This is a genomic window from Nonomuraea sp. CA-143628, assembly GCF_050942315.1.
Classification (GTDB): Bacteria; Actinomycetota; Actinomycetes; order Streptosporangiales; family Streptosporangiaceae; genus Nonomuraea.
Genome location: NZ_CP192072.1, coordinates 9,004,903 through 9,019,244 on the forward strand (window position 1 = coordinate 9,004,903; position 14,342 = coordinate 9,019,244).

The following is a 14,342-nucleotide window of genomic DNA, read 5'->3' on the forward strand; positions in this document are numbered from 1 at the left end:
TCAGACCAAGGGTCGCCCGTTGTCCCTCGACGTGTCCTGGGTCCTGTCGCCTCTGCTGGCAGTGCCTGGTGTCGTACGCGGCGTGGTGCTGAGCCGTGACGGGCTCATCCTCGGCGGCTCCGCTGACGTGACGGCCGAGACCGGCGAGCGCGCCGCCGCCATGACGAGCTCCGTGCTGGGGGCGGCCCGCGCCCTGTGCGACGGCCTCAGCGACGGCGCCGACGGCGAAGTGGTCGACATCGTCATCTCCGCCGGCAGCGGCGGCTACTACTACATCGCCCCGGCCGGCGACCGCGCCGCCATCGTCGTCGCCGCCACCGGCACGGTCAACATCGGCGCGCTGGCCTTCGAGGTGCAGCTGCAGGTGCAGAAGCTGGTCAAGGCTCTCGACGAGGCCAGCGCGGCCAGGGTGCCGGGCGTCCGGACATGACCTCCGGACGGCGGCGGCGTGTCGTGCCGGACTACATGGCCGCCGCGAGGCTGACCGTGCCCGAGCACATCAACGTCGAGCGCACGACCCTGGTCTACATCGCGCCCGACGCCGCCACCAACGCGCTGGACCCTCCGGGGTCGCATCTGCTCGCCCTGCTGCGGGATGGGCCGTTGTCGGTGTACGAGTGCGCCGCGCACCTGGGCCTGCCGTACTGCGTGGTGCGGTTGCTGGTCGCCGGCCTGGTCGGGGGCGGAACGCTGCTGACCCGCGATCCGCCGACCGCCGACCTGCCCGACATCGAGATCTTGGAGTTGGTACTCAGTGGCCTCCGCGCTCTTTGACAGCGGCATCAGTACCGAACACATCCCGGTCAAGCTGGTCATCGCCGGGCCGTTCGGCGTGGGCAAGACGACCATCGTGAGCGCCCTCTCGGAGATCGAGCCCCTCAACACCGAGGAGGTGCTCACCCAGGCGGGCACGCTGGTCGACGACCTCACCGGCGTGAACGAGAAGACGACCACGACCACCGCGATCGACTTCGGCCGCCTCACCTTGCCGGGCGTGGTGCTCTACCTGTTCGGAGCACCGGGACAGACCCGGTTCCAGGTCCTGTGGAACGAGCTGGTCCGCGGCGCGCTGGGGGTGCTGGTGCTGGCCGACACCCGCCGCATCGACGACAGCTTCGCCGTCCTCGACCTGGTGGAAAAGGCCGGCATCCGCTACGCGGTGGCCGTCAACCACTTCGCCGACTCGCCGGACTACCCGCTGGAATCCGTGCGCGAGGCGCTCGACCTGAGCCCGCGCACGCCTCTGGTGGTGTGCGACGCCCGCGACCCCGCCTCCGCCCGCGCCTCGCTGATCGCGCTGGTGGAGCACATCAGAGAGCTGGTGCTGTCATGACCTTGCGCTATATGCCCGACGCCGGGCGCCTGTACGGGGACGAGTACGCCAGGGACCCGCAGGCGGTCTACGCGGATCTCCGCCGGCGGCACGGTCCGGTCGCGCCCGTCGAGATCGCCCCGGGCATCGAGGCCCACCTGGTGATCGGCTATCGGGCCGCCGTGGACGTGCTCACCAACGCCGGCGGCGTCTGGAGCAAGAACCCCACCGACTGGCAGACCCGGCTCCCCGCCACCCCGGAAGCCGCGGGCATGATAGCCATGCTCGGTCACCGGCCCAGCGCGCTGTTCTCCGACGGGGCCGAGCACGCCCGCTACCGGAAGGTGGCCTCCGACTGCTTCGCACTGGTCCAGCCGCACAAGCTGCGCCAGATGGTGATCGACGTGTCCGACTCGCTCATCACCCAGTTCGCCGCGAAGGGCGAGGCCGACCTGGCGGCCGACTTCGCCCGCCCCATCCCGCTGCGCGTCTTCAACCTGCTCTTCGGGCGGCCCGACTCCGACAGCGTCGGCCTGAGCAAGGCCCTGTCGGACATGATGGAGGCGGACGGCGAGGTGGGCGCGCGGGGCAGCGATGAGTTCAGCCGCTACATCGGCGAGCTGATCCAGGCCAAGTACGCCCAGCGGGGAGACGACCTGACCTCCTGGTTCATCGACCATCCAGCGGGGCTGGAGGGCGACGAGCTGGTGCAGGCCGTGGTGCTCGTGCTGGCCGCAGGCTTCGAACCCACGTCCAACCTGATCTCCAACACGATCTCCCGGATGGTCAGTGACGACCGCTACTACAGCTCCCTCTCCAACGGCGCGCTCAGCACCTACGACGCCCTCATGGAAGCCCTGCGCGCCGAGCCAGCCATGGCGAACTTCGGCCCGTACTTCGTCCGCCAGCCCCTGCACTTCCACGGCACCTGGATCCAGCCGGCCGAGCTGGTCCTCGTCTCCTACGCCGCGGCCAACACCGAGCCTGCCAACATTCCCGAAGAGCTGCGCTCCGACGGCGGCGCGTACCTGGGCTTCGGCGCGGGGCCGCACCGCTGCCCGGTCAGCGACCCGGCCGTGCTCATCGCCATGACCGCGATCGAACGCCTGACCTCTCACCTGTGCGACCTGGAACTGACCGTGCCGCGCGAGGAGCTCCTGTGGCGGCCCGGCCCGTTCCACCGCGCGCTGGCCCACTTGCCGGTGCGCTTCACCCCCATCCGCCCGGATCAGCCGGGAGAATCCCCTTGGATTGCGCAGCCTCCGTCGTCCTTGACCCCTTCGGAGCAGACCTCCCCGATGAGGTCCGTCGGCTACGTGACCTCGGCCCCCTGGTCCTCGTAGAGCTCGCGGGAGGCGTCCCGTCCTTCATCGCGCACGGCCGGAGCAGGCTACCGCTGACCCACCTCGGCGACGCCCGGCCGGGCTAGGGGTCGATGGGCTCGGGGGTGTGGAGGTGGCCGACGAGGGTGGCGTCCAGCGCGGCGGTGGCGTCCTCGATCGCGCCGATCACCACTGACTGCACCGGATCCGGCTCCCCCGATCTCGTACGGCTGACCCGCGTGACGGCGTCCAGCCGCCGCGCCCCCACATCCCGGATCTCACTGACCCGCACCTCCCCCTCCGGCACGTCCAGCAGGGCGAGCGACGGCACGATCGCCACCCCGTACCCGGCCGCCACCAGCGCCAGCGTGGGGTCGAACTCGGTGATGACGTGCACCTTGCGCGGCTCGAACCCGTGCAGCCCGGCCAGCCGGTCGAGCGCCTGCCCGCACGCCTGGTCGGGCTCGCTGGCCACCCATGGCAGCTCCGCCAGGTCGGCGACCGTGTGCGGGTCGGGCCCGTCGGGCGGCACCACGATGCGGTACTCGTCCACGTAGAGGGGGCGAACGGCCAGCGACGGCTGCGCCGGCACCGGCAGGCTCATGTCCTGCTCGGTGATCAGCACGTCCACGGCCCCCAGCCGCAGCTCCTGGAGCGCGGGCTGCCCGTACACCTCATGGATGACCGGCACGATCTTGGGGTGGCGGACGGCGAGGTCACGCATGGCGGGCACCAGAATGTGCTTGATCACCGTCGGGAAGGCGGCGATCCGCACCGGCCCGGCCAGCCGTTCGGTGAAGCGGGTGAGCTCGCGCCGGGCCTCGGCCAGCTCGTCCTCCACGCGCTCGGCGTATCCGGCGAGCACCCGGCCCGCCGGAGTGAGCGATACGCGGCGCTGTGAGCGGTCGATGAGGGCGAGACCCACCTCGCGTTCGAGCTGGGCGAGTTGCTGGGACACCGCCGACGGTGTCAGGAACAGGGCCTCGGCCGCGCGCATGACGCCGCCGCGGCGGGCGACCTCGTGCAGGACACGCAGCCGGCGGGGGTCGATGTCCATGCAGATCAGCTTACGTCAACCTTTAGCAATCTTTATTTGCGCTTCAGCGGAATAAGTCCGGACAATTGCGCGCATGAGCTTCCTCGTTGACGCCCTCGGCTGGCTGGGCGCCGCGTTATTGCTGTTCGGGTACGCCATGGTCTCCTCATCACGGATGTCCGGTGACGGCGCCCACTACCAGGTGCTCAACCTGGCCGGCTCGATCGGCCTGATGGTCAACAGCGCCGCCAACGCCGCCTGGCCCTCGGCGGGACTGAACCTCGTCTGGGCCCTCATCGGCGTCACGGCCATCTACAAGCTCACCAGGATCGGATTCGCTCAATGATCGTCGAACTCAGCCACCGCATCACCGACGGCATGGTGACGTACCCGGGCATTCCGGGGCCGGTGATCGGCACGCACCTCAGCAGGGAGGCCTCGCGTGAGGTCTACGCGCCGGGCACGGAGTTCCACATCGGCACGATCGCGCTGGCCGCCAACACCGGCACCTACCTGGACACTCCCTACCACCGCTACCCCGACGGCCAGGATCTGTCGCAGGTGCCGCTGAGCAAGCTGGCCGATCTGCCGGGGCTGGTCGTACGGGCCGAGGGCGTCAGGCAGGTCGTCCTGGAGGAGGACCTGGACGTGCGCGGCCGGGCCGTACTGATCCAGACGGGGTGGGACCGGCACTTCGGCACCGACAAGTATCAACGCGAGCACCCGTATCTGGCGCCACAGTCGGCGGCCTGGCTGGCGGCGCAGGGGGCGGCGCTGGTCGGCATCGACTCGCTGAACATCGACGACACCCCGTCGCGCGGCCCGCGCCCGGCGCACTCGCTGCTGCTCCAGGCGGGCATCCCGCTGGTCGAGCACATGACCGGGCTCGCGGCGCTGCCCGACGAGGGCTTCCGCTTCCACGCCGCGCCGCCCATGGTGGCGGGCATGGGGACATTCCCCGTCAGGGCCTATGCGGTGGTTCACTAATAGCCGGATCCAGACACCGGAATATTCATTCAGAAAGCAGACTACGGCGAGCCACCGCCCGGTCAGCGGCCCGCCGTAGGCTCAGAACTTACTGCGCACTATCGTCGCCGGGCCCCCATCCGAGCCCGGATCCGAATTATGAGCAGACCGATGCGATACAGACGTTGATCTTCTTGATGATAACCGTCGGGTTGAACGACGCGTACGTGTTGAAGACCGAGTTCTTGATGGCCGTGACGTTCACGGCGGTGTTGTTGAGGTTGTTCTGGAGGATGCCGATCTCGTTGCCGGTGAGCGTCCGGTTGCCCGTGACGTTGAGCGTCACCGGGATGCCGGCGACGGTGTTGTTGCAGGTGACGACGTTGGCCAGGCCGTTGGAGCAGGAATAACCGCCGGTGGCCTGGGCCATCGAAGCGCCACCCACCAGCGCGGAGCCGAAGAGACCGAGCATCAGTGCGACCGAGGCCACTCGCGTGTTCGCCTTCATGGAATTATCCATCCCCTCTTTTGCGTGGCGCCCTTTCCGTGATTACGGAAGAGCGTTTTCCTTTTACCGCTGTGCGGCTAATGCGAAAACGGCTCAATTTCTATCTCAACACAGTCCCCCCTTTCGCCGCCTCGAACTTTCTACCCCACGATGTCCGCCGATGACTAGTCCCGAGATTAACTCGAGACGATCTCGGCGCTTTATGGTTGATCACCGCCGGCGTTTTAATTCAGAACATTACGCACCCCGTACAAGTATTTTGAGGAAGCTTGTCCGATAAAGAGTTGATTTATTTGGGCGCGTTTGTCCGGCCAAAGCGAATTGGGGTCACAGGGAATCGGTCTTGGCCGTGACTCGTCTTCGGCCGCCAGGGCACGCGGGCTGACGCTTCGTTACCCGAAGCCGGGTAACAGTGGCGTCACGGAGCCGTTCACGGCGGTGTAACCCGCTTCCGGGCACGCTGGCGGCCATGATCAGAGTCCTCTGCGCCGCCGTGCTGACTGCGGCCTGCGCCCTGTCCGCACCCGTGTCCTCAGCGGCCGCCCCCCTGTCCGCGCCCGCGTCCGCACCGGCCGCCGCTTCAGACGACCGCTGCGCCCTCGCCACGGCGCCACCGCCGGAATCGGCGCCGCCTACCTCGGTGCGCACACTCCGGCAGGCGTACTTCTGCGTGCTGGACAACTACTACAGCGGTCCGGCCATGGATCCGACGGCCCTGCTGAAGAGCGCTTTCGCCGCCTACACCCAGGACCTGATGCGGCGCGACGCCGATCGGGCCGACCTTCGGCTGCCCGAACTGACCGGGAACCGCGACACCGACTGGGCCGCCTTCGCACGGGTCCTCGGCGCCGGCGACGTGTCCGCGCTGCGCGCCGCGATCACCGCGATGATCGCCGGACTGCACGACAACCACGCCCGCGCGATCAGGCCGACTCCGCCGCCGGAGGGCGGGCCGACCGGAACGGGCATCGTGGGCGTGTCGGCCACGCAGGGCCCGCAACTCGACCCGGCGGCCAAGCCGCCGCTGTTCATCACCCGCGTCTTGCCCGGCAGCCCCGCCGCCAAGGCCGGCATCAGGCCCGGCGACATCATCGTCAAGGTCAACGGCATGCCGCCGTTCATCGGGAGCACCGTGAACCAGGGCATCCTCGAAGCCTTGAGCGCCGACGCCGTAAAGCTCACGCTCAAGCGCCCTACGACGGGACTGACCCGCACCGTCGATCTCAAGGAGGGCCCCATCACGGTGCCGCCTCCGGCGGCGACCTCGAAGAGTCTTCCCGGCGGCGTCGCGTACGTCCGGCTCCCCGGGTTCTTCGAAGGCGCCGCCGACCAGGTCATCGCCAAGCTCCAGGACAAACCGAAGGCGGTGGTCCTCGACCTGCGCGGCAACGGCGGCGGGTCGCCCCGTGAGGTGACCCGGTTGCTCGGCGCGTTCGCCCACGGCAAGGTCACCAGTTACTTCTGCCCGTTCCGGGGAGACTGCCGGCCCAACCGGACCGACGACACCGTCGCGCTGCTGGGCCTACGCCTCGTCGTCCTCACCGACCGGGGCTGCGCCTCGGCCTGCGAGGACTTCAGCGCGGCCGTCAAGGACAACCGTCTGGGCACTCTCATCGGGACCCGTACGGCGGGAGCCGTCTCCGGCCCCGCCGAAGGCTACCTCCTCGACGACGGCAGCCTCCTGCTGCTGCCCAAGGTCCGGCACCTCGGGCCCGCCCGCGAGATCATCGACACGATCGGTGTCGCGGTCGACCACTACGCGCCGATGACCGCCCTTGACCTGGCCACCGGCCGCGACCCGGGCGTGGCGAAGGCGCTCGCGACGCTGTAGGTCCGCGAGCCCGTACGTTGGACCTACGGCCTAGTTGTCGTCCTCGTCGGCCTCGTCCCACGCCTTGTTGCGGTCGGCGGCGCGCTGGAGCGCCCCGGCCGCCTCTTGTTCGCTCTCGTAGGGGCCCATCCGGTCCTTGTTAGGACAGCCCTGGTCGGGCTCGACACGCATGTGCTTGAGGCAGAACCACCACTGGCCATCGCTCACGGGATCAATCCTGCCCCGTAGACTTGCCTTTCATGACGACATTGCTCCAGCCAGGGCGAGTTTCGCCCATTCGAAAGGTCCCCGCGCACATCCAGCGGCCGGAGTACGTCGGCAAGAAGCATCCCAAGACCGGCGAATCCGACGTCAAGACTCCGGAGACGATCGAGCGGATGCGGGTGGCCGGCCGGATCGCGGCGCAGGCGATGGCCGAGGTCGCCAAGCACATCCAGCCCGGTGTCACCACCGACGAGCTGGACCGGATCGGCCACGAGTTCCTTGTCGACCACGGCGCCTACCCGAGCACGCTCGGCTACAAGGGCTACCCCAAGTCGCTGTGCACCTCGATCAACGAGGTGATCTGCCACGGCATCCCCGACGACACCGTGCTGCGCGACGGCGACATCGTCAACGTCGACATCACCGCCTTCATCGGCGGCGTCCACGGCGACACCGACGCGACCTACCTGGTGGGCGAGGTCGACGAGGAGTCACGGCTGCTGGTGGAGCGCACCCGCGAGGCGATGATGCGGGCGATCAAGGCGGTCGCGCCGGGTCGGCAGCTCAACGTGGTGGGCCGGGTCATCGAGGCCTACGCCAAGCGGTTCGGCTATGGCGTGGTGCGCGACTTCACCGGGCACGGCATCGGCACCACCTTCCACTCGGGCCTGATGGTGCCGCACTACGAGGACCCGTCGCTGCGGGTCGAGCTGGTGCCGGGGATGACGTTCACGATCGAGCCGATGCTGACGCTGGGCACGATCGACTACGACATCTGGCCCGACAAGTGGACCGCCGTGACCAAGGACCGCAAGCGCACGGCTCAGTTCGAGCACACGCTCGTGGTGACCGACACGGGCAGTGAGATCCTCACCCTCGCCTAGGCACCACGCCGCTGACGGTGGTGCCCTCGCCCTGCGTGCCGGTGACCGACAGGCTCCCGCCTAGTTCGGTGAACGTGGCCCGCATCCGCGCGATGCCACGGCCCGCTCTGAGCGTGGTGAAGCCCCGGCCGTGATCGCGGATCGTCATCCGGAGGCCGTCCCTGCCCGAGGTCACCGCGACGGAGACAAGGCTCGCGCCGCTGTGCGCCTCGACATTGCCGAGGGCCTCGCGCATGGCGGCCAGCACGCCCGCCCCTATGCGGGACGGCACGTCGGTCGAGGGCAGCGCCCACGTCTCGACGGCGATGCCCGTGCGCTCCGACCACTCCGCCAAGTAGGTCTCCAGCGCCTCCGCCAGGCTTTGCCCCCCGCGCATGCGCGTCTCTTTCGACAACTCTGATCGCCTCTCTGAGCACATGGGGCACGCACCGGCCCCCATACCGATGTCCCCATGCGCGTGCGCGCACTTCCCCCCTCGGGCCTTACGCACACAGCTCATGAGGTTATGCCCGTCTCCCCTGCGAGCAAGGCTACCCGGCGGTTCGGTTACGCGCGGTGGAGGATAGAAGGCCGTGGCCGAACGGCTACTTGGCCCTGTCACTTCTGTTGAGCTTGGCGAGATAGGCGTTATAGGAGGCGAGTTCGGGGTCGCCCGCGCCGCCGCGATCGGCCTTGCGGTCCGCCCGCCGGGCCTGCCGCTCGTCGTCCTGGTACCACTGCATGGCGATGGCCAGCAGCACCATCAGGGTCGGGATCTCGCCGAACCCCCAGGCGATCGCGCCGCCGTTCTGCTGCTCCTCCAGCAGCGGGCCGCCCCACGTACGGCCGAGCTGGTCGTACCAGCCGGAGGCCAGCACGGTGCCGGTCATCATCAGCGCGACGCCGAAGAACGCGTGGAAGGGCATCGTGACGAAGAGGACCAGCAGCTTGCCCACGTACGGCAGGCGGTGCGGAGCCGGGTCGACGCCGATGATCGTCCAGAAGAACAGCGAGCCGCTGAGCAGGAAGTGCAGGGTCATGAAGATGTGCCCGAGGTGTTCCTCCATGGCCGACTCGAACAGCGGCGTGAAGTACAGCGCGTACGTCGAGGCGATGAAGATGGCCGTCGCGATGGCCGGATGGCCGACGACCTTGACGAACCCGCTGTGCAGGATCGTCGTCAGCCACTCGCGCGGCCCACGGTCGCCGCGCTTGGCGGCCGGCCTGAGCGCGCGCAGCGCCAGCGTGACCGGACCGCCGAGGACCAGGAGGATGGGCACGACCATGGAGAGCGTCATGTGCTCGACCATGTGCACGTCGAACATGACCTTGGCGTAGCGGGCCACACCGCTCTGGGTGGCCACGACCAGCAGCGCCACCCCGCCGAACCAGGCGGCGGTGCGCCCCCACGACCAGCTGTCGCCACGCCGCATCAGCCTGATGACCCCGGCGGCGTAGAGGCCGCCCAGGACGGCCGCGACCACCGCGAAGAACAGGTCGAGCCACCACAGCGAGGCCAGGTTGCCGATCGTGATCGGCGGCGGCATCGGGAACCCGAGCAGGTCGAAGGCCCGGTCGGCGGGCAGGCTGACCGGCGGCGGCGCGGTGCGCGAGAGCACGACGGCCAGGCCCATGGTGGCGGCCATGAGCAGCAGCTCACCGCAGGCCAGCCGGGTGAACGCGCCCTGGCGGCCGGCGCCCATCCCGGCCAGGGTGCGCTGCCGGTGCCACCAGCCCACGTAGCCGAGCAGGACGAACGCGATGATCTTCGCCACGATCAGCACGCCGTACGCCGACGTCCAGAGATCGGAGACCGAGGTCAGCCGGGCCAGCACGCTGAACACCCCGGACGCGCCGACCCCGATGTAGCACCAAAGGGCGAGCCTGGAGAACCTGGCCGCGGCGATCTCCAGCTGCGGCAGCTTCCGTACGGCGTGCAGGGCCACCACGGCGAGGCCGCCCACCCACAGCGACAGCGTGAGCAGGTGCAGCGCCAGCCCCGAGGTGGCCAGGTCGTGGTTGGGCGAGGAGGAGGAGTGACCGGTGAGCGCGGGCGGCAACAGCGTGGCCAGCGCGAGCACCAGCAGACCGGCCGCGGCCCCGGCGGTGATGGCACCCCGCGAGAACAGCGCGATGGCCACCCCGAACAGCACCACGAGCGTCAGCGCGATGCCCTGGCCGAACTGGGTGGCGAAGCCGGTCAGGTAGTTGGATTCGAAGATCTCGGTGACCGGGCGGGCGAAGAAGTCGGCCGCCCCGAACATGATCGCGGCGAACGCGGCGGCGGCCCAGGACAGCGCGGCCCAAGAGGCGGCCTTGACGTAGCCGAGCGCGGTCTTGCCCAGCAGGCCCTTGTCGTTGGGCAGCAGGAGGGCGGCGGTCAGCAGCAGGCCGATGGTGACCACGCCGGCCGCGTCCATCCACAGCTTGGAGACCGGCAGCCCCCATCGGGTGACCGGCCCGGCGTCGGGCAGGCCGGCGATGATGCGGGGGAACGCCGCGCCGCCGGCGACCATGGCGATCACCAGGGCGACGAGCGCCGCCCCCACCGCCGCGAGCGCGAGACGCGCGGCCCTGGTCACGGCTTCTTCTCGTCTCTGGACGAGTCTGCGGGCGGCCCGGTCGGCTTCTTGTTCCGCGCGCTGAGCAGGAAGCCGATGCCGACACCGACGAGCGCGCCGACCACGACGATCAGCCACACGGGGAAGGACGTCGAGGCGGCCCCCGCCTGCTCGGCCGGCGCGGACGAAGCCGGAGCCTGGGCCTGGGTTTGGGCTGCCGGAACCTCTGTGACGGGCGCCTGCGACTGCGCGCTCGGTGACGGCGCGCTCGGCGAGGACGACGGCGAGGGCGCCCCCTTGACCGTGAACGGGATCTCGCCCTCGATCGGGTGACCGTCGGAGGAGACGACACGGTAGGCGATCGTGTATTTCCCATCGGGCAACGCGCCCTTGAGCTCCTGCGTCACCACCTTGCCGTCGGCACGGGGATCGCCGCTCTGGTGAGCGGTGCCCTCGGCGCCGCGGACGACCACGACCGGGATGCGCACGCCCGAGGTGAACTCGAGCCTGACTTCGTCGACGGACTCGACCGTGGCGCCCTTGGCCGGGTCACTGCTCTTGAGAGCGTCGTGAGCCAGGGCCGGTCCGGCGGTGCCCAGCAGGACCAGGGCGGCGAGAAACGCGGTGAGAGCCGCGAACGGGGATCTCTTCATGACATCCCCAAGGCTACCGACGCCGCCGCCCGGTCCTGACCTCGCTACAGGCCCGCGCAGGCCAGCGCGCGCTGGTAGGCCTTCACGGCGCTGTCGGCGTCGCCCAACTGCTCCATGGTCTCGGCGGCGGCGTACCAGGTGGCGGCCACGCTGCGGGAGTCCGGCAGCGGGTCGATCCACTGGCGCACGGCATCGAGCTCGTTGGTGGCCTCACCGAACCTGCCCAGGCCGCCGTAGGTGCGGCTGAGCACGAGGCGCAGCTCGGCGTCGAGCGTCCTGGCCGACTCGGGCAGCAGCTCCGTGCCGGATCGCGCGTATCTGATGGCCTGCTCGTAGTTGCCGTCCAGGATCTCGGCGCGGGCCAGCTCCACCAGGCAGCTCGCCCGGTCGGCGGTGCTGGCGGAGGACTGGGCCAGCTCGTGGTCGGCCTTGAGCAGCAGCTGACGGGCCTCCTTGGCCGCCGACGGCCGGGCCCTGAGCATCAGCGCCGCGTACGCCTGGCGCATCCTGGCGAGGTTGCGCGGCTGGCCGGTCTCGGACTGGACGGCCAGAGCGCGCTCGGCGAAGCCGAGGGCCTCCTCACCGTGCCCGGTGCTCTCGGCCACGATGGCGGCGTTCCAGCAGGCGGCGACCATGGATCGCGGCGTGCCGAGCAGGTCGGCGGCGTTCAGCAGCTCGGCCGCGAACTGGCGGGCACGCAGGAGGTCGCCGCGCTTCAGGTAGACGTTCAGCAGGGTCGCGCCCAGCTCGATGATCAGGTCGGACCACGCCGGCCGGCTCGCCCCGCCCAGGACCCGCTCGCCGATGCCGACGGCCTCGGTGAGCCGGTCGCTCCTCATATAGAGGCGGCACAGCGCGATGGAGACCTCGATGCGGCGGTCGGGTGAGATGTCCTCCTCACTCAGCCGATCGAGGAGGGCGATGGCGCCGCTGTGGTCGCCGCAAGCCTCGGTGGCCAGGGCAAGTCCGAATTCGGTGTCTTGACGGAGAGACGTCAGACCTGTCAGGTTATTGTTCGCCATCAGCTCGGCGAAGCGGGTGCGGGCCTCGGTGACCTCACCGTTCTCCAGGGCCAGCCGCGCGTAGCCGAGTGCGAGCTCGATATCCTCCATCTGCTCTGCGGTTACGCCGTTGACCAAGTAGGACAATGAGCAGTCCAGCTTCTGGGCCAGCAGTTCCAGGACGGCAGGAGTCGGGGTACGCTTGCCACTCTCGATCAAGGAGACGTAGCTGTCCGAGAGTTCGGGATGCGCGAGTTGGGCCTGAGACAGGCCACGCTGTCGCCGAACGGTCTTAATACGGAGTCCGACCAGGTCAGATGTGGTCACAGTCGCCGCTCCTTGAGATGATGACAAACGCACAACCCATATAGGTGAGGGAGTCCTAGATGCGCAAGCGTCTTATCCTGTCCGCACTGATTGCGACTGTTTTGGTCGCAGCCACCAATGTTACGACCGCGGAGGCCATCGCGTCGCCCCCCGCTGTCGCTTCTGATGTCATCGCGTGCTGCTAGTTACCTCTAGGTAGGCCGTCCGAACCGCTCTCCAGGCCGCGGATCCCTCAGCGAGCCCGGAGCGCCAGAAAAAAATCGACCCGATCCGTCATCGTCGACAGGTCGCGGCCGGTTAGCTCCTCCACCCTCCTGATCCGGTATCGAACCGTGTTGACGTGCACGTGCATCCGCTCCGCGCACGCGTTCCACGAGCCGGCACAGTCGAGGAACGTGCCAAGCGTCCGCACCAGCTCTGACTGGTGCCGCCCGTCATAGTCGAGCAGCGGCGTCAGCAGCCGATCGGCGAAAGAGCGGCGCACATCGCCGGGGGCGGTGGCCAGCAACAGGGCGTGCGTGTAGATCTCATCGCTGGTCGCCACTCCGCCGCCGCGCACCTCCGCCAGCCGCCGGGCGTGCCCGGCCTCCTCGACCCCGCCCTTCACGGCCGCCGCGCTGGTGAGCGCGCCGCTCAGTCCGACGCAGATCCGCGTGCCGGGCAGCGCGGACAGCACCTCCGCCCCGGCGCTCAGCCGCTCGGCCACCCCGCTCACCGTCGAGCCCCGCAGCGGCACCAACCCCACCGCGCCGTCGGTCCGTACCGCGCCCTCGGTCCGTATCGTGCCTTCCGTCAGCACCGCGGCGACGATCTCGCGGTCCAGCAGCTCCTCCACGGTCTGCCCGCCCAAGGTCGCCGCGTCCGGATCACCTGGCCGGCCCGCCGTGAGGACGGTGGCGTTCACGATCGTGTACGGCTCGGCGGCGTCGAGCCCGCAGGTGCGGAGCCTGGCGTCCAGCTCGGCCGGGCCCGCCTCCGCCAGCGCCGCCGAGACGAGCTGCTCGGCCAGCCGCCGTTCGACCCGGCGCCCCTCCTCCATCCGGCTGTGCTCGACCGCGACGCAGGTCGCCAGCTCATAGCCGAGGTCGGGCCGGTCCAGCAGGTCGCCGTCGCAGGCCAGCAGCCAGCCCGCGGCCCGGTGGCCGCGCCCGACGCCGAAGATCGTGTGCTCGCCGACGCGGCAGGGCAGCCGGGAGGCCGTCAGGTACGCGCGGGCCAGCCGTACCGGATCCTCGGCGGAGCCCACGATCACCCGGCCGGAGGCGGAGACGACGGCGCCCGTGACGCCCAGCTCCGCGGCGGTCAGCGCGAACAGCTCGGGCAGCGCGGCGCCCTCGGCCACAGCGGTGAGCAGCCTGCGGTGCCGGCCGAGCGCGTCGCGCGCGTCGCCGGACAGGCGGGGCACGACGAGCTCCGCGAGCGTACGGAAGGAGACCTCGGTGGGCACCTCGACGAGCGTCAGCCCGGCCGCCGCGCACGCCGCCACGAGGTCTTCCGGAACGTGGCCGAGCCACGCCTGGCCCGCGCCGAGCGCGGCCACCCCGGCCTCGGCCAGCGCGGCGACGAAGCGGGTCGCGTCGTCCGGTGACGTGCGCCACATCATCCCCGTGAGCACCAGCTCGCCGCCCGACAGGTAGCGCCCCGGCTCGGGCAGGTCGGTGATGTGCACGCCGGTGAACTCCGTGGCCGGGTCGCCGGTCAGGAGCCCGAGGCGCAGGTCGCCGATGGCCAGCAGTTCACTGATGCGCACTTGGAGGA

Annotated in this window: 16 protein-coding genes; 8 read left to right on the top strand and 8 right to left on the bottom strand. The window is 69.8% G+C overall.

What is annotated here, in order from left to right:
- The first annotated feature begins 19 nt into the window (after positions 1 to 19).
- Genes ACQP2T_RS41000 through ACQP2T_RS41015 form a run of 4 tightly spaced genes read left to right on the top strand, consistent with a single transcriptional unit; the run spans position 20 to position 2,655 of the window.
- On the top strand, positions 20 to 430 hold the full coding sequence (locus ACQP2T_RS41000; RefSeq protein WP_433510225.1) for a roadblock/LC7 domain-containing protein: 411 nt from the start codon (positions 20 to 22) through the stop codon (positions 428 to 430).
- Positions 427 to 774 (top strand): DUF742 domain-containing protein, encoded by a 348-nt coding sequence (locus ACQP2T_RS41005; protein WP_433510226.1) that lies wholly within the window; start codon positions 427 to 429, stop codon positions 772 to 774. The genes ACQP2T_RS41000 and ACQP2T_RS41005 overlap by 4 nt, the downstream gene beginning before the upstream one ends.
- On the top strand, positions 755 to 1,333 hold the full coding sequence (locus tag ACQP2T_RS41010) for a GTP-binding protein (RefSeq protein WP_433510227.1): 579 nt from the start codon (positions 755 to 757) through the stop codon (positions 1,331 to 1,333). The genes ACQP2T_RS41005 and ACQP2T_RS41010 overlap by 20 nt, the downstream gene beginning before the upstream one ends.
- Positions 1,330 to 2,655 (top strand): cytochrome P450, encoded by a 1,326-nt coding sequence (locus tag ACQP2T_RS41015; protein WP_433510228.1) that lies wholly within the window; start codon positions 1,330 to 1,332, stop codon positions 2,653 to 2,655. The genes ACQP2T_RS41010 and ACQP2T_RS41015 overlap by 4 nt, the downstream gene beginning before the upstream one ends.
- 82 nt (positions 2,656 to 2,737) lie before the next feature.
- On the opposite strand, the gene ACQP2T_RS41020 is transcribed toward ACQP2T_RS41015, so the two are convergent.
- Positions 2,738 to 3,691: a LysR family transcriptional regulator gene (locus tag ACQP2T_RS41020; protein ID WP_433510229.1), complete on the bottom strand. Its 954-nt coding sequence runs from the start codon at positions 3,689 to 3,691 to the stop codon at positions 2,738 to 2,740.
- A 73-nt stretch (positions 3,692 to 3,764) separates the two neighbouring features.
- On the opposite strand from ACQP2T_RS41020, the gene ACQP2T_RS41025 reads away from it, so the two are divergent.
- Both ACQP2T_RS41025 and ACQP2T_RS41030 read left to right on the top strand, forming a co-directional pair.
- Positions 3,765 to 4,016 carry a CBU_0592 family membrane protein gene (locus tag ACQP2T_RS41025; protein ID WP_433510230.1) on the top strand — a complete coding sequence of 84 codons (252 nt, stop codon included), beginning with the start codon at positions 3,765 to 3,767 and terminating at the stop codon, positions 4,014 to 4,016.
- Positions 4,013 to 4,657, top strand: coding sequence for a cyclase family protein (locus ACQP2T_RS41030; RefSeq protein ID WP_433510231.1), 645 nt, complete (start codon positions 4,013 to 4,015; stop codon positions 4,655 to 4,657). Before ACQP2T_RS41025 ends, ACQP2T_RS41030 begins: the two co-directional genes overlap by 4 nt.
- Before the next feature lie 136 nt (positions 4,658 to 4,793).
- Here ACQP2T_RS41030 and ACQP2T_RS41035 read toward each other — a convergent pair whose 3' ends face one another.
- Positions 4,794 to 5,144: a hypothetical protein gene (locus ACQP2T_RS41035; RefSeq protein WP_433510232.1), complete on the bottom strand. Its 351-nt coding sequence runs from the start codon at positions 5,142 to 5,144 to the stop codon at positions 4,794 to 4,796.
- 469 nt (positions 5,145 to 5,613) lie between these two features.
- On the opposite strand from ACQP2T_RS41035, the gene ACQP2T_RS41040 reads away from it, so the two are divergent.
- Positions 5,614 to 6,975, top strand: coding sequence for a S41 family peptidase (locus ACQP2T_RS41040; RefSeq protein ID WP_433510233.1), 1,362 nt, complete (start codon positions 5,614 to 5,616; stop codon positions 6,973 to 6,975).
- 30 nt (positions 6,976 to 7,005) lie between these two features.
- Here the strand turns inward: ACQP2T_RS41040 and ACQP2T_RS41045 are convergent, their stop codons facing one another.
- Positions 7,006 to 7,182, bottom strand: coding sequence for a hypothetical protein (locus ACQP2T_RS41045; protein WP_433510234.1), 177 nt, complete (start codon positions 7,180 to 7,182; stop codon positions 7,006 to 7,008).
- Positions 7,183 to 7,214: 32 nt separating this feature from the next.
- Here ACQP2T_RS41045 and map point away from each other — a divergent pair, with 32 nt between their 5' ends.
- Positions 7,215 to 8,063: a type I methionyl aminopeptidase gene (gene map, locus ACQP2T_RS41050; RefSeq protein ID WP_433510235.1), complete on the top strand. Its 849-nt coding sequence runs from the start codon at positions 7,215 to 7,217 to the stop codon at positions 8,061 to 8,063.
- On the opposite strand, the gene ACQP2T_RS41055 is transcribed toward map, so the two are convergent.
- The 5 genes from ACQP2T_RS41055 to ACQP2T_RS41075 form a co-directional block, all read right to left on the bottom strand.
- Positions 8,050 to 8,439 carry a sensor histidine kinase gene (locus ACQP2T_RS41055; protein WP_357961296.1) on the bottom strand — a complete coding sequence of 130 codons (390 nt, stop codon included), beginning with the start codon at positions 8,437 to 8,439 and terminating at the stop codon, positions 8,050 to 8,052. The genes map and ACQP2T_RS41055 overlap by 14 nt on opposite strands.
- Before the next feature lie 208 nt (positions 8,440 to 8,647).
- Positions 8,648 to 10,624: a cytochrome c oxidase assembly protein gene (locus ACQP2T_RS41060; protein ID WP_433510236.1), complete on the bottom strand. Its 1,977-nt coding sequence runs from the start codon at positions 10,622 to 10,624 to the stop codon at positions 8,648 to 8,650.
- The gene (locus tag ACQP2T_RS41065; RefSeq protein ID WP_433510237.1) at positions 10,621 to 11,256 is read right to left on the bottom strand and encodes a copper resistance CopC family protein; all 636 of its coding nucleotides are present in this window, start codon (positions 11,254 to 11,256) and stop codon (positions 10,621 to 10,623) included. Before ACQP2T_RS41065 ends, ACQP2T_RS41060 begins: the two co-directional genes overlap by 4 nt.
- A 44-nt stretch (positions 11,257 to 11,300) precedes the next feature.
- Positions 11,301 to 12,584 (bottom strand): helix-turn-helix domain-containing protein, encoded by a 1,284-nt coding sequence (locus ACQP2T_RS41070; protein WP_433510238.1) that lies wholly within the window; start codon positions 12,582 to 12,584, stop codon positions 11,301 to 11,303.
- A gap of 232 nt (positions 12,585 to 12,816) precedes the next feature.
- Complete coding sequence (locus ACQP2T_RS41075) at positions 12,817 to 14,334, bottom strand: helix-turn-helix domain-containing protein (RefSeq protein WP_433510239.1); 1,518 nt, start codon at positions 14,332 to 14,334, stop codon at positions 12,817 to 12,819.
- Positions 14,335 to 14,342 lie beyond the last annotated feature (8 nt).